Annotated in this window: 19 protein-coding genes and 1 pseudogene; 7 read left to right on the plus strand and 13 right to left on the minus strand. The window is 66.9% G+C overall.

Features of this window, described 5'->3' with window-relative positions; all coding sequences use genetic code 11:
• Window positions 1–210: 210 nt before the first annotated feature.
• From ACLQ62_RS13035 to ACLQ62_RS13045, 3 genes are all read right to left on the minus strand, one after another.
• The gene (locus ACLQ62_RS13035) at window positions 211–1,674 is read right to left on the minus strand and encodes a catalase (RefSeq protein WP_411722066.1); all 1,464 of its coding nucleotides are present in this window, start codon (window positions 1,672–1,674) and stop codon (window positions 211–213) included.
• A gap of 79 nt (window positions 1,675–1,753) precedes the next feature.
• Window positions 1,754–2,191: a Fur family transcriptional regulator gene (locus tag ACLQ62_RS13040; RefSeq protein WP_411722067.1), complete on the minus strand. Its 438-nt coding sequence runs from the start codon at window positions 2,189–2,191 to the stop codon at window positions 1,754–1,756.
• A 47-nt stretch (window positions 2,192–2,238) separates the two neighbouring features.
• Entirely contained in the window at window positions 2,239–3,234 is a 996-nt protein-coding gene (locus ACLQ62_RS13045) for a stage II sporulation protein M (RefSeq protein WP_411722068.1), read from the minus strand.
• Window positions 3,235–3,251: 17 nt separating this feature from the next.
• Here ACLQ62_RS13045 and ACLQ62_RS13050 point away from each other — a divergent pair, with 17 nt between their 5' ends.
• Window positions 3,252–4,100, plus strand: a complete 849-nt coding sequence (locus ACLQ62_RS13050; RefSeq protein WP_411722069.1) for an RDD family protein — start codon at window positions 3,252–3,254, stop codon at window positions 4,098–4,100.
• 240 nt (window positions 4,101–4,340) lie between these two features.
• Here ACLQ62_RS13050 and ahcY read toward each other — a convergent pair whose 3' ends face one another.
• Window positions 4,341–5,831: an adenosylhomocysteinase gene (ahcY, locus tag ACLQ62_RS13055; RefSeq protein ID WP_411722070.1), complete on the minus strand. Its 1,491-nt coding sequence runs from the start codon at window positions 5,829–5,831 to the stop codon at window positions 4,341–4,343.
• Window positions 5,832–5,879: 48 nt separating this feature from the next.
• Window positions 5,880–6,110 carry a DUF3499 family protein gene (locus ACLQ62_RS13060; protein WP_411722071.1) on the minus strand — a complete coding sequence of 77 codons (231 nt, stop codon included), beginning with the start codon at window positions 6,108–6,110 and terminating at the stop codon, window positions 5,880–5,882.
• Between the two features lie 73 nt (window positions 6,111–6,183).
• On the opposite strand from ACLQ62_RS13060, the gene ACLQ62_RS13065 reads away from it, so the two are divergent.
• Entirely contained in the window at window positions 6,184–6,624 is a 441-nt protein-coding gene (locus tag ACLQ62_RS13065) for a metallopeptidase family protein (RefSeq protein WP_411722072.1), read from the plus strand.
• Window positions 6,625–6,664: 40 nt separating this feature from the next.
• Here ACLQ62_RS13065 and ACLQ62_RS13070 read toward each other — a convergent pair whose 3' ends face one another.
• From ACLQ62_RS13070 to ACLQ62_RS13090, 5 genes and pseudogenes are all read right to left on the minus strand, one after another.
• Window positions 6,665–8,074, minus strand: coding sequence for a DUF5719 family protein (locus ACLQ62_RS13070; protein ID WP_411722073.1), 1,410 nt, complete (start codon window positions 8,072–8,074; stop codon window positions 6,665–6,667).
• A 2,347-nt stretch (window positions 8,075–10,421) separates the two neighbouring features.
• Window positions 10,422–11,141: pseudogene (locus ACLQ62_RS13075) on the minus strand (glycosyltransferase family 2 protein); the annotation flags it as partial.
• A 93-nt stretch (window positions 11,142–11,234) separates the two neighbouring features.
• Window positions 11,235–11,552 (minus strand): WhiB family transcriptional regulator, encoded by a 318-nt coding sequence (locus ACLQ62_RS13080; protein WP_090713242.1) that lies wholly within the window; start codon window positions 11,550–11,552, stop codon window positions 11,235–11,237.
• A gap of 238 nt (window positions 11,553–11,790) precedes the next feature.
• Entirely contained in the window at window positions 11,791–12,756 is a 966-nt protein-coding gene (gene galE, locus ACLQ62_RS13085) for a UDP-glucose 4-epimerase GalE (RefSeq protein WP_411722074.1), read from the minus strand.
• Window positions 12,757–12,831: 75 nt separating this feature from the next.
• Window positions 12,832–13,002: a hypothetical protein gene (locus ACLQ62_RS13090; protein WP_411722075.1), complete on the minus strand. Its 171-nt coding sequence runs from the start codon at window positions 13,000–13,002 to the stop codon at window positions 12,832–12,834.
• Window positions 13,003–13,092: 90 nt separating this feature from the next.
• Here ACLQ62_RS13090 and ACLQ62_RS13095 point away from each other — a divergent pair, with 90 nt between their 5' ends.
• Window positions 13,093–14,061, plus strand: coding sequence for a GlxA family transcriptional regulator (locus ACLQ62_RS13095; RefSeq protein WP_411722076.1), 969 nt, complete (start codon window positions 13,093–13,095; stop codon window positions 14,059–14,061).
• Window positions 14,062–14,068: 7 nt separating this feature from the next.
• On the opposite strand, the gene manA is transcribed toward ACLQ62_RS13095, so the two are convergent.
• Window positions 14,069–15,262, minus strand: a complete 1,194-nt coding sequence (manA, locus tag ACLQ62_RS13100) for a mannose-6-phosphate isomerase, class I (protein WP_411722077.1) — start codon at window positions 15,260–15,262, stop codon at window positions 14,069–14,071.
• 175 nt (window positions 15,263–15,437) lie between these two features.
• Between manA and ACLQ62_RS13105 the strand changes: the two genes are divergently transcribed.
• The 4 genes from ACLQ62_RS13105 to ACLQ62_RS13120 all read left to right on the plus strand — a co-directional run bounded on the left by ACLQ62_RS13105 (window position 15,438) and on the right by ACLQ62_RS13120 (window position 21,008).
• Entirely contained in the window at window positions 15,438–16,616 is a 1,179-nt protein-coding gene (locus tag ACLQ62_RS13105; protein ID WP_411722078.1) for an acyl-CoA dehydrogenase family protein, read from the plus strand.
• A 129-nt stretch (window positions 16,617–16,745) separates the two neighbouring features.
• Window positions 16,746–18,329: a glycosyltransferase gene (locus ACLQ62_RS13110; RefSeq protein ID WP_411722079.1), complete on the plus strand. Its 1,584-nt coding sequence runs from the start codon at window positions 16,746–16,748 to the stop codon at window positions 18,327–18,329.
• Between the two features lie 4 nt (window positions 18,330–18,333).
• A complete protein-coding gene (locus tag ACLQ62_RS13115) occupies window positions 18,334–19,701 on the plus strand; it encodes an O-antigen ligase family protein (protein ID WP_411722080.1) in 1,368 nt (455 codons plus the stop codon).
• Window positions 19,698–21,008 carry an O-antigen ligase family protein gene (locus ACLQ62_RS13120; RefSeq protein WP_411722081.1) on the plus strand — a complete coding sequence of 437 codons (1,311 nt, stop codon included), beginning with the start codon at window positions 19,698–19,700 and terminating at the stop codon, window positions 21,006–21,008. The genes ACLQ62_RS13115 and ACLQ62_RS13120 overlap by 4 nt, the downstream gene beginning before the upstream one ends.
• A gap of 4 nt (window positions 21,009–21,012) precedes the next feature.
• On the opposite strand, the gene ACLQ62_RS13125 is transcribed toward ACLQ62_RS13120, so the two are convergent.
• A complete protein-coding gene (locus ACLQ62_RS13125) occupies window positions 21,013–21,954 on the minus strand; it encodes a glycosyltransferase family 2 protein (protein ID WP_411722082.1) in 942 nt (313 codons plus the stop codon).
• Between the two features lie 71 nt (window positions 21,955–22,025).
• On the minus strand, window positions 22,026–22,724 hold the full coding sequence (locus ACLQ62_RS13130) for an acyl-ACP--UDP-N- acetylglucosamine O-acyltransferase (RefSeq protein ID WP_411722083.1): 699 nt from the start codon (window positions 22,722–22,724) through the stop codon (window positions 22,026–22,028).
• Between the last annotated feature and the right edge of the window lie 87 nt (window positions 22,725–22,811).

A 22,811-nucleotide genomic window follows, 5' to 3' on the forward strand; every position in this document is an offset into this window, starting at 1 on the left:
CACCAGCCCGTAACTCCTCCCAAAACCGACGACGAACCTCACGGGGAAAACCAGGAACACCAACCATTGCGAACACCTCTAATAATCAGGTGTTGCAACGACCCCCTGAACCCAAGGGGTGTTCCGGTCCGGAGTGAGTGAATCCGTGGCACGCGAAAGGCCCGACCCCACACCGAAGTGCAGGAGCCGGGCCCGGATGCTGCGGAGAGGCTAGACGCGAGCCGTCACAGCGAGTGCCGCGCCGAGCTTGGCGCCGAGCTCGATGTCGACGTTCGACCAGTACGCGATCGCCCGTGCCCGGATCTCGTCGTTCACCACGGCGCCGACGTGCCCGGTGATCTGGGCAAGCAGTCTGGCCTTGGCGGCGTCGTCCATCACGTCGCGGTAGAGGGTTCCGGCCTGACCGAAGTCGTCGTCCTCGGGGTGCAGCGTCGCGGAGGTGTGCAGGAGCTCACCGTCGTTCTGCCAGCCGGCCGACTCAGCCGCGCGAACCGGGTCGGCGTGCGGGCCGCCGAACGAGTTCGGGGCGTACACGGGGCGGTTCGCCGGCGGGAAGTCGATCCGCGCTGCGCCGTCCTTCGAGTAGCTGTGAACCTGCGTCTTCGCCGCGTTCACCGGGAGCTGCGAGTGGTTCACACCGACGCGGTAACGCTGGGCGTCCGCGTACGAGAAGATGCGGGCCTGCAGCATCCGGTCGGGGCTTGCCGCGATCCCGGGGACGAAGTTCGCCGGCGAGAAGGTGGCCTGCTCGATCTGGGCGAAGTGGTTCTCGGCGTTCCGGTTGAGCGTCATGGTGCCGACCTTGATCAGCGGGTAGTCGGCGTGCGGCCAGACCTTGGTGACGTCGAACGGGTTGAACCGGTAGGTCTTCGCGTCTTCGTACGGCATGACCTGAACGGACAGCGTCCAGCTCGGGAAGTTACCTTCGGCGATGTTCGTGTAGAGGTCGTGCTGGTGGAAGTCGGCGTCCTGGCCGGCGATCTCCGTCGCCTGGTCAGCGCTCAGCACCTCGATGCCCTGATTGGTCTTGAAGTGGTACTTCACCCAGAACCGCTCACCCTCTGCGTTGATCCACTGGTAGGTGTGCGAACCGAAACCGTCCATCTTGCGCCAGGAAGCGGGAAGCCCGCGGTCACCCATGAGCCAGGTGACCTGGTGCGCGCTCTCGGGAGACTGGCTCCAGAAATCCCACTGCATGTCGTTGTTGCGCAGGTTCGAGCCCGGGAGGCGCTTCTGCGAGTGGATGAAGTCGGGGAACTTGATGCCGTCACGGATGAAGAAGACCGGGGTGTTGTTGCCGACGAGGTCGTAGTTGCCCTCTGAGGTGTAGAACTTGAGCGCGAAACCGCGCGGGTCACGCCAGGTGTCCGGGGAACCCTGCTCACCGGCGACAGTGGAGAACCGGGCAAGCATCTCGGTGGTGGCGCCCCGCTGGAACAGCGCGGCGCGGGTGAACCGCGACACGTCCTCCGTGGTCTCGAACGTTCCGAACGCCCCGCCACCCTTGGCGTGGACCACCCGCTCCGGCACACGCTCGCGGTTGAAGTTCGCGAGCTTCTCGGTCAGATAGCTGTCGATCAGCGGGATCGCACCGTCTGCTCCGACGGTGAGCGACTGAGAGTCGGCGGCGATCGGGGTGCCGGTGTCTGTGGTGGTGTACGTGGTATCGGACATGGGTCTCCTTGTGGTGCTTGTCGGGCATGGTGGGGCAGCGCCTGGCTGCACAGGCAGCCGGGCGCGGAAGACGTCGGCGTCAGTCGAGGGGCGCTGTCGCGCAGTCGGGGCACAGGCCCCAGTAGGTCACTTCGGCCGTGGTGAGGGTGAATCCGGATGTTTCGGCTGGCGTCAGACACGGAGCGGAACCGACGGCGCAGTCCACATCGCCGATCGCGCCGCAGCGCGAGCAGACGATGTGGTGGTGGTTGTCGCCGACCCGCAGTTCGTACCTCGCCGGGGAACCGGCCGGTTCGATACGACGTGCGAGACCGGCATCCGTCAGCGCGCCGAGCACCCCGTAGATGGCCTGCAGCGACGTGTCGGGGAGCTGGGGATGCACGGCATCGAAGATGCCGTGCGCATCGGCGTGCGGATTCCGCTCGAGGGCACGCAGCACCTCGATGCGCTGCTCCGTTGCACGAAGCCCCGCCGAGCGCAGAAGCTCGCGCTCTGTGCCGGTCCGGGTCGCTGTCATATCGCCAGCCTAGGGCTTATTTTGAATCATTCAAAACTGAGGCGACGTCAGCCCGCGTAGATGCGCCGGGCCCCCGCCTCGAAGGCGGTGAGGTCGCCGGTCTCCCCCGCACGGTACGCGCGGCGGCCAACCACGAGCATGTAGAACAGGAACGCTGCGAGGGCTGCCGCACCGAGTCCGATCTTCACCGGCCACGGCCACGGCTGGGGGGTCACGAAGCCTTCCAGGATCCCGGCCACGAGGAGAACAAGAACGAGGCCGATCGCCACGGTGAACAGCGCACGGGCGTCTTCGGCGAGCGCCTGCCCCCTCGTGCGGTTGCCCGGGGCCACCCAGGCCCAGAAGATCCGCAGCCCTCCGGCCGCTGCGACGAAGATCGCGGTGAGTTCGAGCATCCCGTGTGGGGCGATGTAGAGGAAGAAGGTGTCGCCGTGGCCGAAGCTGAACAGCACGGCGGCGGTGATGCCCAGGTTCTGCGCGTTCTGCAGCACGACGAACGGCACCCAGACGCCCGTCACGCCGAACGCGATGCACTGGGCGGCGATCCAGGCGTTGTTCGTCCAGACCTGCCCGGCGAAGGAGGCAGCGGGGTTCTCTGAGTAGTAGTCGGCGAAGTCTTCTTCCGCGAGCTTCTGCAGTTCAGCCTTGCTGCCGAGGTTGGCGAGGACCTGCGGGTCGCCGAGGACCCATGCCGCCCACAGGCCGGCGACGAGAACGGTGCTGAGGGCGACGGCGAGGGTGAGCCAGCGCAACCGGTAGAGCGCTGCGGGCAATTGCAGAACGAAGAACCGCGGCAGCTGACTGAGCACGTTCGACCCTGCAGCGGTGAATCGCAGCCGCGCTTTCGACAGGCTGACGCTCAGCCGGTCACCGTGCACCGTCGACCCGGCGGTCGTCTTGATCGCCGACAGCTGGGTTGCCCCAGCCTGATATCGGTCGATCAATTCGTCGGCTTCGACGCCCGACAATGAGCGCTTCGACGCGAGCGCGTCGAGGCGTGCCCACTCTTCCCGGTGGGCGGCGCTGTAAGCATCAAGATCCATCTGCTTAGATACTATTCATGGCAGAGCCCGTCGGCACACTCTCGAACATGCCGGACTCCTCGGAGCTCCTCACCGGGGAGGCGGTCGCCCTCGACGTCCAGTCGACGAGCTTCGTCCTCCGGGCGGCTGGCGCGATCCTCGACTTCGTCGTCACCGTCGTGCTCGCCGGGCTGCTGTTCTGGCTGCTCTTCGTGCTGGCCGGTCAGGGGCTGATCGACCGGTCCGCCATCGCAGCGCTCTCGACCTCCATCGTCGTGTTCTGTTGTGTGGTCGTGCCGACCCCCGTCGAGACGCTGAGCTCCGGCCGGTCCCTCGGCAAACTCGCGGTCGGCGCGCGGATCGTCCGGGATGACGGCGGGGCAGCCGGCTTCCGCCACGCCTTCATTCGCGCCCTCACCGGCTTCCTCGAGATCTACATGACGCTCGGAGGTGTCGCTGCGCTCACTGGACTCCTGTCGACACGCTCCAAACGACTCGGCGATCTCCTGGCCGGAACGTATGCGCAGCAGGAACGGGTTCCGCGGGTCACCGAACCGGTGTTCGGGATGCCACCGGCCCTCGCCTCATGGGCCGAACTGGCAGACGTCGCACGGATGCCTGACCGCCTGTCTCGGCGGATCGCACAGTTCCTCAAGCAGGCGCCCAAGCTGACGCCGGCGACGCGGGCGCGACTTGCGCAGGACCTCGCTGCCGAGGCATCCGCGTGGGTGTCGCCGGTGCCGCGCGTCGACCCGGAGACGTTCCTCTACGCGGTGGCCGCCGCGCGACGCGATCGGGAGTATGCCGCCCACCTGCTCGAGCGTGAACGGCTCGCCCGCGTGCAACCGGTGCTCACCGGCCGGCCGCACGGTTTCCCTGACCGCTGAGCCAACCGCGCCGCATCCCACCCCGCTTCATCCGTCGCAAACGTCGACCAACGCCGTCGAAACCCGACATCTGCGCCGGACGAACCACCGACGCCGATCACCCGCCGCGTTCATCCGTCGCACGTGTCGACATACGCCGCCTTAACCCGACATCCGCGCCGGACGAACCACCGCACAGGCGCGAAAACGGCGCCGAAGGGGCCGAAGGCCGAGCGACGCCGTCGAGCAGCGACCGAGACCTCAGTAACGGTAGTGGTCGACCTTGTACGGCCCGTCGACCGAGACGCCGATGTACGCGGCCTGCTCCTCCGACAGCGTCGTCAGCTCGACACCCAGGGCATCGAGGTGCAGTCGCGCCACCTTCTCGTCGAGATGCTTCGGAAGCACATAGACGCCGACCGGGTAGTTTTCCCGGTGCGCGAAAAGCTCGATCTGCGCGAGGACCTGATTGGTGAACGAGTTGCTCATGACGAACGACGGATGCCCGGTGGCATTTCCGAGGTTCATCAGTCGTCCTTCGCTGAGAACGAGGATCGACCGTCCGGTGGGCAGTCGCCACTCGTGCACCTGCGGCTTGATCTCGACCCGTTCGGCACCCTCGAGGGCTTCGAGCCCCGCCATGTCGACCTCGTTATCGAAGTGACCGACGTTCGCAACGATGGCCTGGTGCTTCATCCGAAGCATGTGTTCGGTGGTGATGACGTTGAGGTTGCCTGTGCCGGTGACGAAGATGTCGACCTGCTCCAGAACGCTCTCGATGCGGGCGACCTGGTAACCGTCCATCGCGGCCTGAAGCGCGCAGATCGGGTCGACTTCGGAGACGATGACGCGAGCGCCCTGGCCGCGAAGGGCTTCGGCGGCGCCTTTACCGACGTCGCCGTAGCCGACGACGAAAACGACCTTGCCACCGATGAGCACGTCGGTGGCACGGTTGAGGCCGTCCGGCAGGGAGTGCCGGATGCCGTACTTGTTGTCGAACTTGCTCTTCGTGACCGAGTCGTTCACGTTGATGGCCGGGAACAGGAGCTCACCGTTGCGGAAGAGTTCGTACAGGCGGTGGACGCCGGTCGTCGTCTCCTCGGTGACGCCGAGGAGGTCGGCGCCGATCCGGGTCCAACGGTCGGGCGACGCTGCGAGCGAGCGGCGGAGCAGGTCCAGGACGACCCGGCCCTCGGTGCTGTCGGCAGCCGTGGTCTCCGGCACCGCACCGGCAAGCTCATACTTCCGGCCGTTGTGAACGAGCAGGGTGGCGTCTCCACCGTCGTCGAGGATCATGTTCGGGCCCGACCAGTCGGCACCGGCTGCGCCAGCTTCGGCCGTCCAGTCGAAGATCTGCTCGGCGCATGCCCAGTACTCTTCGAGGGTCTCACCCTTCCACGCGAACACCGGCACTCCGGCGGGGGAATCGACGGTTCCGGTCGGGCCGACGGCGATCGCGGCAGCGGCCTCGTCCTGGGTGGAGAAGATGTTGCAACTGGCCCAGCGGACCTGCGCGCCGAGGGCGACGAGGGTTTCGATCAGCACGGCGGTTTGCACCGTCATGTGCAAAGACCCGGCGATCCGGGCGCCCGCGAGCGGCTTCGACTCGCCGAATTCCTTGCGCAGAGCCATCAGGCCGGGCATCTCGTTCTCGGCCAGCCGGATCTGGTGGCGACCCGCTTCGGCAAGCGAAAGGTCGCGGACCTGGAACGGAAGTGAGGTGGCGGATGCTGCAGAGGGAGTAAGCGTCATGGCCCCATTCTCGCAGACCCACGGGCGTCTGTGCCGTGGGTCAAGACCTCAGACCGTCTCGGCCGTGTGCCCGACGTCGCGGAGGAGCTGGTGACGGATGACCTGCCAGCCCAGCGGTGCGCTCATCCGCTCGGCGTGGATCGCGCACAGGTCATAGGTGTGCGGTTCGCGGGACAGCGAAAGCGGACCGAGCACGGCCATCGAGTCGGCGTAGTCGTAGGTGAGCGTCGAGACCGCGTCGCGGGAGCATCCGACTTTCGAACAGGGCCTGTCAAACATTCTCAACACCATACAAGCCGGGGGTCTTTTCTCCCGGCACCTCGCCGACGCCGGCGGTGAATAGAATGGCGTCATGGCCAGACGCACCACCCGGAGCACGACCTTCGCCCGGCGAGCGGTCCGGCACGACCGGCATGGCCGTTCGGAACGGAGCGCAGCGACCGGTCCGCACCTCGACCCACTGAAGAACCGGATCGACACCTTCGACATGACCGTCGCGGCGGCAGCCGACTTCCTGCGCAGCGCCTGGCCGGACGACCTCGCGAACGTGCGGTACGAGGTCGGCGCGATGCCGCTCGGTATCCTTCCGGACGGCACAGTGCCGCGATGGTGGACGAGTGCCTCCGAACGCCGCATCGTGCTGTACCGGCTCCCCATTCAGCGGATGAGCAAACTGCACCGGGACGACGAGCTGCACCAGCGGATGATGATCGAAAGCTGCGTCTTCCGGGCAACCGCCGAACTCATCGGCAAGGACCCCTGGGACCTCGGGCCAGACCGCTTCCACTTCTGATTCGTCGAATCCGCTTCCTCAGCGGATGTCACACCTTTCGTCACCGTGGATAGACGATGACCGGGGTTGCCAGCGGGTTCGTCGGCTGGATCGCGTACGCCGAGAATCCTGCGGCGGAGGTGAAGCTCACCTGTGCGTAGGCGCCGCCCACCCCGCTGACGCTGTACGCCATTCCGGCACGAACCGTGGTTTGGACTGCCGTCCCTGCCGGGACGGCCACCTGCGTCGCGGTGCCTCCGCCGTCGGTCAGGACGACGTCGAGGTTCGCGCTGGTCGGGTTGGACAGGTGCAGCGTCGCGCCCTCCCCCGGCGCTACGGCGAGTTGGATGTCATCCTCGAGGGCCGCGGATGCGCCGAACCAGGCGAAGTCGCTGGATTCGCCTGCGACGGCGGTCGTGCGGGCCGACGCGACGAGTGGCTTGTCTGACGAGATGGAGACGGAGTAACTCCCAGCGGGCAGTTCGTTGAGGGTGACCTCCTGGACGACGCCACCCTGAATGGAGTAGTTCAGCGACGCGGGCGCCTCTGCGCCTTGTTCGCTCAGGAAGCTGATCTCGACCTGGGCGGGTTCGGTTCCCGGTACGAAGAGGCGAAGCGCCCCGATGCTGTCGTCGTAGATTTCACCGTCCGGGACGGGGGCGGAGTCGGTGAGGACGACGCCGGGGATCACCTGGTTCAGCGATGGGGCCGCCGTCGGCAGCGACAATTCGATTCCTCCAGGGGTGATGCCCCTGGTGACGCTGTGCTGCAGCGCGGCGACGACCTGGCCGCCGCTCGACTGGACGCGAATCACCGGTGTGCGGACGCCAGGGGCGAAGCTCGCGACGGAGAGGACCCGGTTTTCACCGGCGGGGACGATGATGCCCTGCGCACCGGGCGCTTCGATTGCGCCGGTCTCACCGAAGAAGGAGAGGTCGACGACGGCATCCGCGCGGTTCGGGTTGCTGAGCGAGAGCATCGTCGTCCGGCCGACGTCGGTGGAGCCACCAACGAGCCAGCTGTCGGCGCTGACTTCGCCGCACGCCGTGGCTGCGAAGCCGGTGAGGTCGTCGAGGTCGGCCGCCTGGGACTGCGCTGCGCCGATCTGCGGGCGTTCGTCCCCTTCGCCGCCGGTGACGCTGAGCACGGTGGGCGCGCCGAACCGGTCGCCGAGCACGTTGTCCGGTGCCAGGAGCGCGCTTTGCTCAGGTGCTGAACTGGCGGCGAAGCTCATCGCCGGCTGGGCGAAGCTTCCGGTGGAGGCGTCGCCGCCCTGGCGCAGCAACGGGCCGGGGCACAGCCGGAACTGGTCCGATGCGGTGGGAGTCACTGTGGTTTTCGGGGCGTCGACGGCCACGACCGGCAGTTGAACCTGACCGACGGCTATCACCACACCGAGAAAGACGGCTGCGCCGAGAACGCCGGTGAGGACCCGGCCGCTCGTCGCGGCGATGCGGCGCTTATCGGCCATGATTGTCCTGACTGTCGGCGGTGGAACTGACGGCGAAGGCGTCCGCCTGTTTCCCGTCGGGGTTCGGCTCGACCGGTGATGTTCCGGTGCCGTCCGCTTCGGAAGCGGCATGAGCTTCACGTTCCTCGATGTCGTCCGACTTTGATGCGAGTTCCAGTTCGACCGCTTTTTCGGCGTCGGCGGCGGCATTCCGCTCCGCCCTCTCGGCGCGGGTCAACCGCGGCGCCGGTTCCGCTGCACGCCGGCCGATGGTTCGGGGGCGCCCCTCAGCGGCACGCCGCGACGTCGCCGTCGGGGTCGCCAGAAGCAGCGCGAACCCGAAGATGAGGGCTAGACCTACGAGGACGAGCGTCGAGGCGACCGGTACGTGATCGCCGGCGTCCGCCGGCGGCGCGGTCGCGCCTTCGAAGCGCCACAGCGTTCCGCGGTCGGTGGGACCGACGTGCGCGAATGCGGCGTTGGCGTTGAGGGATGCCGCCGCCCGATTGGCCATTTCCTGGTCGGGGGACGTCGCATCCTCGCCGATTCTCGAGGACGGTGAGTCGAGCAGGACGAACTGCACGCCGAATTCAGTCAGCATCGCGCTCGGGTCGAGGCCTCCCTGTGAGACGAGGTTGCCGGCGAGGGTCGCCACCTTCTTGTCGTTCTCGGTGAGCGTGGTGTTCGTCGTAATCAGAGTGGACTGGTTGTCGAGGGTGTCACCGACCCCGTTGACGACGCGTGCGGAGATTCCGCCGTCCGGCTGCGGGGTGAGGATCAGCGTTCGGAGGGACGGGTTCGTGGATGCCGCCGCGGCGACGTACGCCGGGAGTGTCCGCCCGTTGCTGGCGGTGATCTGTCCGCTGCCCGTGGCCAGGCCCGCCGCCATCGGGACGGCCACGATGAGGGCGAGGATCCCGATGACAAGGGCGGGGATCGCGGCCGCGCGGCGGAGACTGTCGAAGCCGACGACGGCCGCACCCACGAGGCCGAGCCAATACAGGCTCAGCCCGGACCCCGGCCAGATCGACACGGATGCGGAGCCGGTCACGGTGAGGAACAGGTGCGACGCTCCGGCGGCGGTCGCGAGGCCAACGAGCGCCGTCACAAGCAGCACGGCCGCTCGTCCACTGCCAGGCAGGAACAGGGCGAGCAGCGCCATGACGGCAAGCGGCGCGAGAAGCACGGGGACGAGGAGGTGAGCCGGGATGCCGGACAGCCCGAGGGCAACCGTCATCGCATCCCAGGCCGGGTTGCCGGCCGGCAGCCCCTGGACGAGTTCCCACCCGGTCGGCGACGGTGTTGGCACTGGCACGCCGGGGTCTGCGAGGAGCCGGAGCCAGTTCTGTCCGACGAAGCCCTGTTGCCAGAGGAGCGGAGCGAAGAGGGCGGCGCTCGGGACGATGACCCAGAACACGCGGGCCAGATGGCGGCCGGACAGTGTCAGGGCGACGAGCCAGAGAATCAGGAGCGCCGGCGTGAGCGACGGCGCTGTCGCGAGGGTCGCCGCGAGGATCATCGATGCCACCGCGGCTGAACCCCACGAGCGGGCCGCGGCGCAGCCGGTGTAGAACAGCCACGGCAGCAGAAGGTGGATCAGGATTCCCGACAGGTTCCCCAAAACGAGGGCGGACAGGAAGGTGGGGGCGACGGTCCAGAGGACAGCGGCACCCAGCCGGTAACCGCTGCGCTCGGTGAGGCGGGTGGCTGCCATCCAGCCGCCGAGAGTTGCGAGCGGCAGAGCCAGCAGGGTCACGAGCACGAGCGCGTATGACGGGTTCCAGAAGGTGAGCGTGCCGAGCAGAGCGAGTACGGCGGAGAACGGGTCAGCGGCACCGGGGAAGCCCAGTCCGATTCGCCGCCAGCCGTATCCGATGTGCTGCCACAGGTCGCCGACCGAAGCGGAGAGGGGCAGCAGATTGCCTCCCTCAACGGCGGATGCCGTGAGAAGACCGAAGAAGAGGGCGGTACTGGCGAGGGCGGATGCGAGAACGAGCCATGCGCCTCCGCCGGTGAAGAACCGTAGATCACTGCGTTCAACCGTGTACACGACGACCCCGGCCTCCCGACGAAGCCGTCGACGCCTGCGCACTTCAGCGACCGGAATCCGAAGCGCTGAGAGCGACGACCAGCCGACCTCTTTCGACCGCTGCAGATTCTTCCTCGCCCGCGTGATGCGAACGGGGCTGAACGCCACCCGGAAGGCTGCGGCGATCTCGGAGCCGACGAGCCCGGGCTGTTTGCCGACGATCCGCCGGATTCCGCGCAGGATTCCGAGCGGAACGAGGGTAAGCCAGTGCAGCCACACGACTGCGGCGGGGGCGTAGACGAGACGGCGATACAGCTGGGCACCGCGGGCCTGCCGTGCCCGCTTGCGCTTCGCCGCCGGCCGATTGGAGCGGCTGGGCCCGGCGATGCCTGAACTGTGGGTGAGCACCGTTGCGGACGGCACAACAGTGACCCGATGGCCGGCGAGCCTCGCCCTGGTGCAGAAATCGAGGGCGTCGTCGGCAGCCCCGAAGGCCGGGTCGAAGCCGTCGAGCTGCTCCCAGACGGTGTGGCGAACGAGCATCCCGGCCGGCGCGACACCGAGGACGTCGCTGACCGAGTCATGCTGGCCCTGGTCCAGTTCGTTCTCGACGAGGAACACCGTGGCACCGAACGGGGTCACGGACTCCCCGAGCGACAGGATGGTTGAGCCGTCCGCGGCGTCCTTGAGCTTCGGACCGGCGATGGCGACGGATGGTGCGACCTCGAGCGCTCCGAGCAGCCGCTGCAGCGCATCGGGCTCGGGTGCGGTGTCCTGCGCCAGCAGCCAGAGAAATTCGTCGGGACCGGCGGGCTGTTCGATGACCCGGATTCCCGCGGCGAGCGCCTGACCGAAGTGGAGCCGTTCCCCCGACGTCACGATGCGGTCGATGTTCGCCTGTTCGAGCGCGATCGTCGTGGCGGCAGGAGTGTCGCAGGCGACCGCAATGACGACGTCGGGCTGGCGGGACTGTGCCGCGAGAGCGTCGAGGGTGCCCTGAAGACCGGCGGGGCCGGAGCCGTCATGCACGACAAGGATTGCGGTAACTCGGGGAGACATCGCGTCAAGACTATGTCGGGCGCGGCTCACCGCCGTCGACTGGCTCGGCGTGGCACGATATCGCGTCGGCCGCTGCCGCGTCAGCAGAGGAGGTTAAACGGCGCGTTTCTTCAGCTTGCGGCGTTCCCGCTCGGACAGGCCACCCCAGATGCCGAAACGCTCGTCGTTTTCGAGGGCGTATTCCAGGCACTGCGTACGGACTTCGCAGCTGGTGCAAATGCGCTTCGCGTCTCGAGTCGAGCCGCCCTTCTCGGGGAAGAAAGCCTCCGGATCGGTCTGCGCACACAGCGAATCAGACTGCCAGGCGAGCGGGTTGTCGTCGTCGACAGCCTTGCGAACACCGGGTACGCCCAGCTGAACCGGATCGATGAACCAGTCTTCGGGAACACCAGAGCGATATTCAGGTGACATATCTCTCTCCCCACTTGTTTCCCGTGCGCCACGCGGCGCTAGTGATAATTACACCGGTGTAGTTTGGTTTCGTCAAGTCGCAGATAGTAAAGCCTCAACCCCCAATAGAGGGTTTACCGCGTGTTTACGGGCGTGTCGCCGAAGCTGTGAATCTCCGAGACGGCGCCGGCGGGAACACCTGTTCCGGACGAGAGCATCCGGCACACCGGATGTTTTCGTCCGGAGTGGGTGACTTTGCCTACGCCTGCGCGTTCGCGCGCGCCCGCCACGCGCTGTCGACCATCTCGAGCAGGGTGTGTCGCATCCGCCAGTCCAGGTCCCGCGCGGCCAGGTCGCCTGACGCGACGATGCGAGCGGGGTCGCCCGGGCGGCGCGCGGTGATGTCGGGGGTGAAGTCGATCCCGGTCACGTCGCGGACAGCGCCCATGATCTCCCCCACCGAAACGCCGTTCCCGGAGCCGAGGTTGTAGACGGGCTCGATGTCGCCCCCCGCGTCGAGCCGCCGGGCTGCTGCAACATGGGAGAGCGCAAGATCGGCGACGTGGATGTAGTCCCGCACGCATGTGCCGTCTGGTGTCTGGTAGTCGTCCCCGTTGATGCGCGGGGTGCGGCCGGCGAGAAGCGCGTCGAAGACCAGCGGGAAGAGGTTGTGCGGGCTGGTGTCGTACACGTCCGGGTACCCCGAGCCGACAACGTTGAAGTACCGAAGCGAGGTGTGGCGAAGGCCGGCGGCGACCTCCTGGTCATGGAGGAGCCACTCGCCGATGAGCTTCGATTCGCCATACGGAGACTGAGGGTTCTTCGCCGTCGCCTCGGTCACCAGAGCGGTATCCGGCGTTCCGTACACCGCCGCGCTCGACGAGAACACCATCCGGGTGATCTCCAGCTCGGCCATCGCTTCGAGCAGAACCAGGGTTCCCGTGACGTTCTGCGCGTAGGTGTGGAGCGGCCGCTCGACTGAAACTCCCGCGTACTTGAAGCCCGCGACGTGCACCACGCCGGTCACCGCGTGGTGGCGGAGGGTTGCCCGCACGAGCTCCCGGTCGAGGATGCTCCCCCGCACGAACGGGACGCCGTCGGGAACGAAGCCGGCATGCCCGCTCGACAGGTCGTCCAGAACGACGACGTCGATGCCCTGTTCGACGAACGCGCGAACGACATGCGCACCGATGTAGCCGGCGCCTCCGGTGACCAACCAGGTCATGTTGCCTCCTCGATATCGGGCGGCGATCGGCCGCCCGATATCGAGACTAGGGCACGGGGAAAAGCCGCCGGGGCGTCAGCGCATGCCCACCGTCAGGGATCGGCCGAAAGCGTCGGCGCTGTCGGTTCCGGCAGGGCCGAAGCGTCGCTCGGGGAGCCGGCGGAATCCGTCGCGGCGGAGTTCGACGACGGTGGCGATCGTGGCGAAGACGACCGCGGCCAGAAGCAGGATCAGCAAAATCATCATGGCAGTAAATCTATGCATTGCGAGATGCTGCCAACAGTGGCAGACTTGCCACTGCTCGATACTTTTCTGCCAAAGCTGGAGGCGTCCGACATGTTGAAGAAGATCGCGGTGCTGGCCCTGCCCGAGATGGCGCCATTCGAATTCGGGGTGCTCTGCGAAGTGTTCGGCATCGACCGCTCCGACTCGGGCGGTCCGGTCTTCGACTTCCACATCGTGGCGGCGGAACCAGGGCCGATCCGCACCAAGCTCGGCTTCGACATCCTCATCGACGAGGGGCTCGATGAGGCCCGCGATGCCGACCTCATCGCCGTTCCCGCCTTCTCCTTCGGCGCTCTCGACCCGCGCATCCTCACCCTGCTCCGGGATGCGGAAGCCCGGGGCGCATGGATCCTCAGCGTGTGCACCGGCGCCTTCGCCCTCGCCGAGGCGGGGATCCTCGATGGCAGGCGCAGTACGACGCACTGGATGTACACCGACCGGCTCACTCGCAATTACCCGGCCACGGAGGTCGACCCCGATGTGCTCTTCATCGAGGACCGCCGGGTCATCACCGGAGCCGGAACCGCGGCGGGCATCGACGCGTGCCTGCACCTCGTTCGGACGGAACTCGGTGCGGCCGCCGCGAACGTGATCGCGAGGCGCATGGTCGTGCCTCCGCAGCGGGACGGCGGGCAGGCGCAGTACATCCAGGCGCCGATCCCCGAGCGGCAGAGCGATTCGTTCGCCGGGGTCACCGAGTGGATGCTCGCACACCTTGCCGAGGACCTGCCCGTCGACGCGCTCGCAGCCAGAGCTCTCATGTCCGAGCGGACCTTCGCGCGCCGGTTCCGCGCTGAGATGGGCGCAACTCCGGCGGCGTGGCTGAACCGGCAGCGCCTGATCCGGGCCCAGCAACTGCTCGAGCGGACCGATGTCGGGCTGGAGCAGATCGCGGCGGAGTCCGGCTTCGGGTCATCGGCGGTGATGCGCCACCACTTCCTGAAAGTGCTGCACACCACCCCTCACGCCTACCGCCGCACGTTCAGCTGCACCGGCGAGGCGGCGATGGCTGCCGGCTGAGACGCCGTTACAGCCTGGTGGTCGCAACGAACAGCTCGCCCGCCCCCTGGACGGTCAGGGCGCCTTCGTCCGCGGTGATGTAGACAGCGTCGCCCTGGCCGAGATCGCTCCGGCCGGATGCCCCGGCGAGAGTCACGGCGCCCGCCGTTGCGATCGCGATGGCTGCCCCGGGCAGATCGATCGTCGACGACATTCCCCGGGTCGCCGCGACATGGACGAGCTCGAAGTCGGGCACGTCTGGGCGATACAGCTCGACCCCGTCCGCCGGCCGTTCCGCGGCAAGGTACGGCACCGGCACCGGCGTGAAGTTGAGGACGCTCAGCAGCTCAGCCACGTCGATGTGCTTGGGAGTGAGCCCGCCGCGGAGAACGTTGTCGCTCGCGGCCATCAACTCGACGCCGAATCCGCGAAGGTAGGCGTGGATGTTGCCTGCGGGCAGGTAGAGCACCTCACCCCGCTGGAGTGTGACGCGGTGGACGAGAAGCGACACGACGATGCCCGGGTCGCCGGGATGATGTTCGGCCAGCAGCCGCACGGTATCGACGGCGGGAGTCGCAGCGGCGCCGGCAGCGGCATCCGTCACCGCCTGAACGAGAACGGAGACGTCCTCGGTGAGGAGGGAGCCGACGACCCGGCGGAGCACCTCGGAGTCCTCGCCGTCGAGCGAGGAGCGGAAGGAACGCAGCGCGGTTCGGGCCTCCGCTGACAACCCGGGCACCGCGATCAGGACGTCGACGTCTGCACGGGCATCCGCGACCGGCCGGAAACCGCAGAGCGCCTCGAACCGGTCGCTCAGGGCGAAGATCAGTTCCGGTTTGTGGAACGCGTCCTTGTAGTTGCGGGTGGGTGCGTTCAGAGGCACGCCGGCGGCGTTCTCGCGGGCGAATCCTTCCGCAGCCTGCTCGGGCGACGGATGCGCCTGCAGCGACAGCGGGGAATCCGCGGCGAGCAACTTCAGCAGGAACGGGAGCCTGGGCTCGGAAAGCCCCGCAGATGCCGGGTCTCGAGCGACCCAGTCGGCGAGGGTTCCGAACCCGCCAACGGCATCAGGGTTGAGGATGCGGGCGGGCGAGCCCGGGTGGGCGCCGAGCCACAGTTCCGCCTCAGGAGATCCGGACGGTGCAACGCCGAGCACGGCGGCGATGTCGGTGGTTGAGCCCCAGGCGTAGTTGCGGGGGGTGTTGCTGATGGGAACAAACACAGGCTCGTCCTAACGGGATGCCGGGGGCGTGCGGGATTATCGCCACCCTACAAGAGCCGTGAGGCGGCTCCGATCTGCCGTTGTCCGTTCAGCCAACCGTGTTGTCGGGCACCGCCGCCGTTACCTAGGCTGCGAGAAGATTCTTTACGCTGTTCCCGATGCAATGGAGCCAGGCATGCCGTTCGAACCCCTCGCCAGCGATTTCTACGGATTCGAGACGCTGCTCACCGATCAGGAGCAGGAAGCGCTGATGCGCGTCCGCGACTACATGGAGGGCACGGTCCGCCCCGTCATCAACGACTACTGGGAGCGCGCCGAATTCCCGCACGAACTCATCGGTTCTTTCCTCGAGACGGATGTCGCTCGTTTTCCATTCGCCGAGACGCGTCCGTTCCAGAACTCTGCAGTGTTCCGGGGGCTGGTGTCGATGGAGATGGCGCGGGTCGACGCGTCGATGGCAACCTTCGTCGGTGTGCAGGAAGGCCTCGCCATGGGCTCGATCAGCGTGTGTGGCTCACAGGAGCAGCGCGACGAGTGGCTGCCGAGAATGGCGTCAGGGGAGGTTCTTGGCGCCTTCGGCCTGACGGAACCGCTTTCGGGCAGCGACAGCGCCAGGGGTCTCCGCACGTCGGCGACCAGGGACGGCGATTCCTGGGTGCTCAACGGTTCGAAGCGCTGGATCGGCAACGCCACGTTCAGCGACATCACCATCGTCTGGGCGAAGGACACCGCGGACGATGCGGTCAAGGGATTCCTTGTCGAGACGTCCAACCCCGGGTACACCGCGACGAAAATCGAACGGAAAATCGCCCTGCGTCCCGTTCAGAACGCCGACATCGTCCTCGACGATGTCGTCGTTCCGGAGAGCATGCGGCTGGCGAACGCCCACTCGTTCCGCGACACAGCGAAGGTGCTGCGGTCGACCCGGGCCGCTGTGGCCTGGTCGAGCGTCGGTGTCGCGGTCGGGGCCTACGAGGCGGCGGTGGCCTACGCGAAGGAGCGAGAGCAGTTCGGTCGCAAGATCGCCGAACATCAGCTCGTGCAGGATCTGCTCGCGAGATGCCTCGGCAACATCACAGCGTCGATGGCGCTGTGTGTGCGGGTCTCCCAGATGCACGACGAGGGCACCCAGCGTGACGAGCACTCCGCGCTGGCCAAAGGGTTCTGCACGTCACGGATGCGGGAGACGGTGGCGTGGGCACGCGAATCGATGGGCGGCAACGGCATCGTCCTCGACTACGAAGCAGCGCGCTTCTTCGCCGACGCCGAGGCGCTGTACTCCTACGAGGGCACCAGGGAGATGAACTCACTGATCGTCGGGCGGGCGATCACCGGCAAAGCGGCGTTCGTCTAAGGGGGAACCTCCGCGAGTACACCCCCGGCACGCGATCAGCAAGTCGGTCGCACGCCGTTGCCGGAGGTGGGAAAATTGTCAGGGTGCCCGGCCGGCCCTGGCCGGGTTCACGCTGACCGGAGGACGATCATGCCGCACGTGCGTCTGCGACGCGGATGCCACCTCGCGGTCACCTGGGGAATCGATGATCGGTTCGGCGGGATGACGGCAGCCCTCCTGCACCGGTCTCGTGCGTTCGTCCGGCTGGGTGGTGTTCCGGTCGACGTCGTCACCTTCGACCTGCGGCCCGACTATCCGGCCCTCGAGCAGCGGCTGCGCGCATCCGGGGAGCTCACAAACCCGATGACGCTGTCGAACATCTGGGACTGGCTCCGGGAGACGGCGCCGCCGGAGGACCCCGATGAGGCGCATGTGGCCGGTAGAGCGACGTTCACGCCGCTGGCGGAAAACCCGGGATACACCTCGGTGCGACGGGACGGCCGGGAGCTGATGCGTATCCGCCACGCCGACGACGGGAACACCCCGCTCCAGGTGGACCATTACCGTTCCGACGGAACACTTGCCGTGTCCGATCGCCGTGACATCCACGAGCACGGGAGGACGAGCGGGCGCGTCGTCGTCTGGTGCGACGCGCGGGGAACACCGTCCCGCCGCTGGACAAGCGGTCGATCGCTCTACCGGTGGTGGCTCGATCAGCTGAGAGACGGCCGGCCGACAACCCTCATCGTCGACAGCAAGACCAGCGCCAGGTTTCTCAGCGGCTACCACCGGCGAGGACTCCTCACCTTCCATGTCGTACATGCTTCCCATCGCCAGAGCGCGTCCGACCCCCTCCAGGTTCGCGCCTCCCGGGCCGACGTCTTCCGCTCACCTGAGGGTTTCGACCGCGTCGTGTTCCTCACCGAGCGCCAGCGCGCCGATGCCCGGCTGATCCTCGGTGCGAAAGCTCCCCTGGCTGTGATTCCGAATTCGCGCGAGGTGTCCTCCGCCGCGCGCGCTGCGCTGGCGCGGATCAGGGATCCCTCCCGGGGTGTCGTCCTGGCGTCGCTCGACTCGAGGAAGCGTGTCGAGCACGCGGTTCGGGCGGTGGCGGCTGTCCGGCAACCGACCCGCCTCGATGTCTTCGGGGAAGGGCCGAACCGCCCGAAAGTGGAACGCGCTGTAGCGAAGGCCGCAGGCACTCAGGCGCGGGTCACCCTCCACGGTTACACGGCAGTCGCCAGCCGGGAACTCGCCGGCGCCTCGTTCCTCCTCCTCACCTCCCGGAGCGAGGGCCTTCCGCTTGTCCTCGTCGAGGCGATGGCGAACGGATGCATCCCGATCGCGTACGACATCCTCTACGGACCGGCCGACATCATCCGCTCAGGACACAACGGATTTCTCGTGCCTGCCGGGGACGTCCCCGCGCTGACAGCGGCCATCGAACACCTGCTCAGCCTCCCGGCGGACCGCGTGGCCGCTCTGAGGAGAAACGCCATCCGCACGGCGAAGCGATACTCCGACACTGCCGTCACACGGACTTGGGCACGGGAGATCGATCGGGCTGCGATCGAGCGCGGTCTCCCACCCGCCGCGCCGGCACGTGCACTGGTTTTTCGGCTGCAGCGTGGAATAGCACGGCGATGGCCAAAGTTGCCGGGAGTGCGACGGCTGATACCAGCCACCACCGGTCATCCCCGATCGAGCGCTCGGTGTGATCGCGCGATAGCCTGACTTCATGACCTCGCCGACCGTCGCGCCCCCTGAAGCGCTTTCGACGCCGAGGCTGTGGGCGTCAGGCGTCGCCACTCTCGCACTGTTCATCGCACTCGCCGGCGACGGTATCCGGCACCTCCTCGGCCTGTGGGGTTTCGTGACGGTGAGCATTCTCACGGGTGTGGCGTGCGTGATCCTGCTGGTGGTGCTTCGTCCGGTGTACAACCGCCGGCGCACGCCGAAGGCACTCCTCGCGTTCATGGCCTTCGCCACGCTCTCCGTGGCCTGGTCGGCGTACCCGGGCGCCAGCTTGTTCACACTCGCCGGGATGCTCCTGTGCACCATCGCGGGGGTCTTCCTCGCCCTCTGCTTCGACTGGGCCCAGGTCGTCCGGGTGTTCGCCAACGCGATCAAATGGGTGCTCGCTCTGTCGATACTGTTCGAGCTGTGGGTGTCCGTGGTCGTGCGCGACAGGGTCCTGCCGTTCTGGGTCGATTTCGGGGACGGCGAACCTCCCCTGCTCGCATACTGGTCCCGAAACCTTCTCTTCGAGGGAGGGAAGATCCAGGGCATCCTCGGCAACTCCAACCTGCTGGGCATCATCGCCCTTTTCGGGATTCTCGTGTTCGCTGTGCAATGGGCGGCGGGGACCGTGCGACGCGCCTCAGCCATCGCCTGGCTGGCGGTTGCAGCGGCTGAGTTCCTCCTGACCCGCTCCAGCACGATGATCATCGCTGCGGCGATCGTCGCAGTGGTGCTCGCGGGCGCGCTGCTCGTGCGAAACGCCCCCACCCCGGCCCGCCGGACTCCGGTGTACCTGGGTGGTCTCGCTCTGTTCATCGCTGGGGTGGCAGCCGTTTCGCTCCTCAACCAGCAACTGCTGGCCCTGCTCGGGAAGAGCGACGACCTCACCGGTCGCCTCGACATCTGGCAAACGGTGGTCGAGACGGCAAGCCAGCGCCCGTGGTTCGGCTGGGGTTATTCCAGCCCCTGGGTCCCCTGGGTCGAGCCTTTCGAGGATCTTGTCGTCCGCCGCGGCGTGCTCCAGCTGCACGCTCACAACGCCTGGCTCGACGTCTGGTTGCAACTCGGCGTGGTCGGCGTCGTGCTGTTCACGGCGGTGATCCTTTCCACGCTGTGGCGCAGCTGGTTCGCGGCGGTCGACCGGCCGCGGTTCGACCTCCGAGACGACCGCCAGCACTCCGTGCTGTCCGTGCTTCCGGTTCTTCTCCTGGTGGTACTCCTCGTGCAGTCCCTCGCTGAGAGCCGAATCCTCATCGAGTCCGGCTGGGTCCTGCTCGTCCTTCTGTGCCTCAAGACGAAACAGCATCCGACGATCGATGCAGGCGCACCAGATGCGTCCACTCGCTTAGCTGAAGCGGGCCGATGACGGCTCCGCGCCCTGCTCCGAACCATCCTGCGCTGGTCGCGCTGTTCCGCGCACTCGGCAGCCCGCACGCTGCAGCGGCGCTCAGCCTCACCATCTTCGGAGTCGCATTCGCGACGCCGCTGATCCGTTCGATCCTCGGCTGGAGTGGACTCATCGGAGTGGTCGCCGCTCTCGTCCCGCTGGCAGCACTCGTGGTCATCGCCCGCTGGGACACGATCGAATGGCACGGACTCCTGCCGGTTTCGATTCTCGTGTTCGTCGGATGGTGCCTGCTTTCGACGTTCTGGACGGATCACCAGTGGATCACGCTGTCCAGTTCGCTCTACCAGATCGCGTTCGCCTTCCTCGGGCTCGCCGTCGCTCTCACCAGAGACATGATCCAGATCGTGCGCTCGGTGGGAACGGTGCTCCGGGCTTTCCTTTCGCTGTCGCTCGTCGTTGAAGTGCTGTCGGGGCTGATTCTCGATGTGCCGTTCGGTTTCATGGGCGTCGACGGCAACATTGCGCTCGGCGGGCCGATCCAGGGAATCTTCGGCTCCCGCAACACTCTGGGCTTCATGGCGCTCATCGGACTCCTCACGTTCATCATCGAGTGGAGAACTCGCTCAACGACCCGCGGCGTCATGGCGTTCTCGCTCGCGATCGGCGCCGCATCCCTCGGGCTCAGCCAGTCCCCGGTCACCCTCCTCGTGGCCATTGCCCTCGGGTTGGCTGGGCTGGCGCTGTACGGCCTGCGTCAGGCGCCGGCAGACCTGCGGAGGGCACTGCAGTGGGGGCTCGCTGCCCTTACGGCCATTGCCCTGCTGTCCACCTATCTGGCCAGGATGCGCGTGCTTTCCCTGCTCAACGCAGGGAGCGAATTCGAGTACCGCTATCTGCTCTGGTTCCAGGCCTGGACCCTCGCCCCGATCCGCGGCCTGGAAGGGTGGGGATGGTCGGGATTGTGGCAGGACGTCCCGCCGTACACCTATATCAACAACGTTCTGGTGCGCGCTCACGAATCAGCCCTGAACGCGTTCGTGGACGTCTATCTTCAGATCGGTCTCGTCGGTCTCGTCGCCTTCATAGCCTTGCTCGTACTGGCGTTCGTGCGCTCGTGGCTGCTCGCCTCGAACCGCCGAACGGTCACGTACACCTGGCCTGCCCTCGTGCTCGTCGCGCTGATAGCAACGAGCGCTGCGGAGAGCTTCATCCTCATCGAGGGCGGTTGGCTCCTTCTCGTCGTCTGTGCGGTCAAGGCATCGCAGAACATGAGCTGGCGGACGCGGCTGCGGAGCGGTCCGAAGCCACCTGTGCCCGTGGAGTGAGCGGTCAGCCGCCGATTCGCCCAGCGCGACCGCGGATGCCGTCGCGCAAACCGCCCAGCATGGCCTTGGTGTACGCGCCCCTTGGGCTGACGAACAGGCTCATCTTGAGGAACTTGAGGAGGACGCGAGGAACATCCTGTGCGATCCAGACTCGCGGTGTTTCCCGCCGGCGGTAGAGAAGGACCCGGTTGCGCATGATGTAGTACAACCGGGTGGTGCTGTGCACCGTCTGCTTGCCGAGAACCGGGATGTCGACGTGCTCGCCGATCTGGTGCGCCATCCGTGCGTCACACACTCCGAAGAGCTTGTAGCCCCGGTGCCGTGCGCGGAAACTCCATTCGAGGTCGACGTTGTCGATGAAGAGGGACTCGTCCATTCCGCCGACGGATGCGACAGCGTCAAGCGAGAGGAGCGAGCCGGAGCTGATCAGGAAGTCACATTCCACGACCTGTCCCGGTCCGCCGAACAGCTTTCGGCTCATCGGGAAACCCACGGTGATGAACGGCGCCACGTGTCCGGTTCTGACATCGTAGAACTGCGGCCCGACCGCCGCGACACGGGTTCCGCCCGCGTGCTCCCGAAGGGCGTGCGTGAGGATGGTGACGAGGCCCTCACCGATCACACTGTCCTGGTCGAGGATGAGGAGCTGGTCGAACCCTGCTGCCCGCGCCTTCGTGATGGCAACGTTGATGGCAGCGGCGATTCCGACGTTCTCCGCCGAGCGTTGGATGTCGACCCCCTCAACGAGCGAGTCGTAGTACCGGTGCAGCGCAGGCGACGCCGACGCGTTGTCAAAGATGAGGAGGCGGTCGACCTGCGCCTGCACCGCGTCGACGGCGGAACCGAGTAGCTCCAGATCCGGTTCGTAAGCCACGATGACGGCGAAGGTCCGCCCCGCCGAGTCTTCGGGGGACGGCCGAGAAGATTCGGAGGAAGGCAAAGACACTCGTCCAGTGTATCGGCGAGCACCGGAGCCGCCTTTGTCCACGAGCGCGGGAGGGGAGGGCTTACGTCTTGTCAGCTCGCTGTTTGCGAATGCCATTCGCTGTATGCGCCAGCCAGCGCCTCGAAGTCCTGGAGGCCATCAACGGTGAGCTCCATCCGACCGTCCCCGTACCTCTCAACCACGGCCGCGACGGCGTCGGCGGGGATCCCACTGCGTTCCATGCCGACGGTGTTCACGCCGCGGAGGCGTGCCGGGTTACCGTAGGCCTTCGCGTACGGCGGGATGCTCGTCGTGACCACGGATCCCATGCCGACCATCGACCCGGTGCCGATGTAACGAAATTGGTGCACGCTGGTTCCGAGCCCGAGGTTGACCCGATCGCCCAGGTGGACATGCCCGGCAAGGAGGACACTTGAAGCGAGGGTCACGTCGTCGCCGATCTGGCAATCGTGAGCGACATAGACCTGGTTCATGACGAACGCCCGGTCTCCCACCCGAGTGGTCGCCTTCCACCCCTGGTGGATTTGCGCGTGCTCACGGATGACGTTATCGTCCCCGATGATCACGCCGCCGCCAACGCCGTCGCCTGGCGTCCGCGGATGCGAAAATGACCTGACCTCAGGCGGAGCGCCGATGATCGCACCCGCTCCAATCCAGTTGCCGCTGCCAATCGTCACCGGTCCGTCGATGACGACGAACGGCCCGATCGTGTTTCCCTTCCCCAGCGAGACACTGTCGGAGATCACGGCGGTGGGGTGGATGGTGTTCACAGCGACTCCGGTGGACCGGTGGCGGGCCGTGCTGCCAGCATCGACCGCGCACACAGAGTAGGTTATTGAAGGGGCATTCGGAATGCC

This window comes from Mycetocola sp., from assembly GCF_046716805.1.
Lineage (GTDB): Bacteria > Actinomycetota > Actinomycetes > Actinomycetales > Microbacteriaceae > Mycetocola_A.

Coding starts and splice junctions, on each gene's coding strand:
- ACLQ62_RS13035 (WP_411722066.1), bottom strand. CDS start 1,674: ATGTCCGATACCACGTACACCACCACAGACACCGGCACCCCGATCGCC.
- ACLQ62_RS13040 (WP_411722067.1), bottom strand. CDS start 2,191: ATGACAGCGACCCGGACCGGCACAGAGCGCGAGCTTCTGCGCTCGGCG.
- ACLQ62_RS13045 (WP_411722068.1), bottom strand. CDS start 3,234: ATGGATCTTGATGCTTACAGCGCCGCCCACCGGGAAGAGTGGGCACGC.
- ACLQ62_RS13050 (WP_411722069.1), top strand. CDS start 3,252: ATGGCAGAGCCCGTCGGCACACTCTCGAACATGCCGGACTCCTCGGAG.
- ahcY (WP_411722070.1), bottom strand. CDS start 5,831: ATGACGCTTACTCCCTCTGCAGCATCCGCCACCTCACTTCCGTTCCAG.
- ACLQ62_RS13060 (WP_411722071.1), bottom strand. CDS start 6,110: ATGTTTGACAGGCCCTGTTCGAAAGTCGGATGCTCCCGCGACGCGGTC.
- ACLQ62_RS13065 (WP_411722072.1), top strand. CDS start 6,184: ATGGCCAGACGCACCACCCGGAGCACGACCTTCGCCCGGCGAGCGGTC.
- ACLQ62_RS13070 (WP_411722073.1), bottom strand. CDS start 8,074: ATGGCCGATAAGCGCCGCATCGCCGCGACGAGCGGCCGGGTCCTCACC.
- ACLQ62_RS13080 (WP_090713242.1), bottom strand. CDS start 11,552: ATGTCACCTGAATATCGCTCTGGTGTTCCCGAAGACTGGTTCATCGAT.
- galE (WP_411722074.1), bottom strand. CDS start 12,756: ATGACCTGGTTGGTCACCGGAGGCGCCGGCTACATCGGTGCGCATGTC.
- ACLQ62_RS13090 (WP_411722075.1), bottom strand. CDS start 13,002: ATGATGATTTTGCTGATCCTGCTTCTGGCCGCGGTCGTCTTCGCCACG.
- ACLQ62_RS13095 (WP_411722076.1), top strand. CDS start 13,093: ATGTTGAAGAAGATCGCGGTGCTGGCCCTGCCCGAGATGGCGCCATTC.
- ACLQ62_RS13105 (WP_411722078.1), top strand. CDS start 15,438: ATGCCGTTCGAACCCCTCGCCAGCGATTTCTACGGATTCGAGACGCTG.
- ACLQ62_RS13110 (WP_411722079.1), top strand. CDS start 16,746: ATGCCGCACGTGCGTCTGCGACGCGGATGCCACCTCGCGGTCACCTGG.
- ACLQ62_RS13115 (WP_411722080.1), top strand. CDS start 18,334: ATGACCTCGCCGACCGTCGCGCCCCCTGAAGCGCTTTCGACGCCGAGG.
- ACLQ62_RS13120 (WP_411722081.1), top strand. CDS start 19,698: ATGACGGCTCCGCGCCCTGCTCCGAACCATCCTGCGCTGGTCGCGCTG.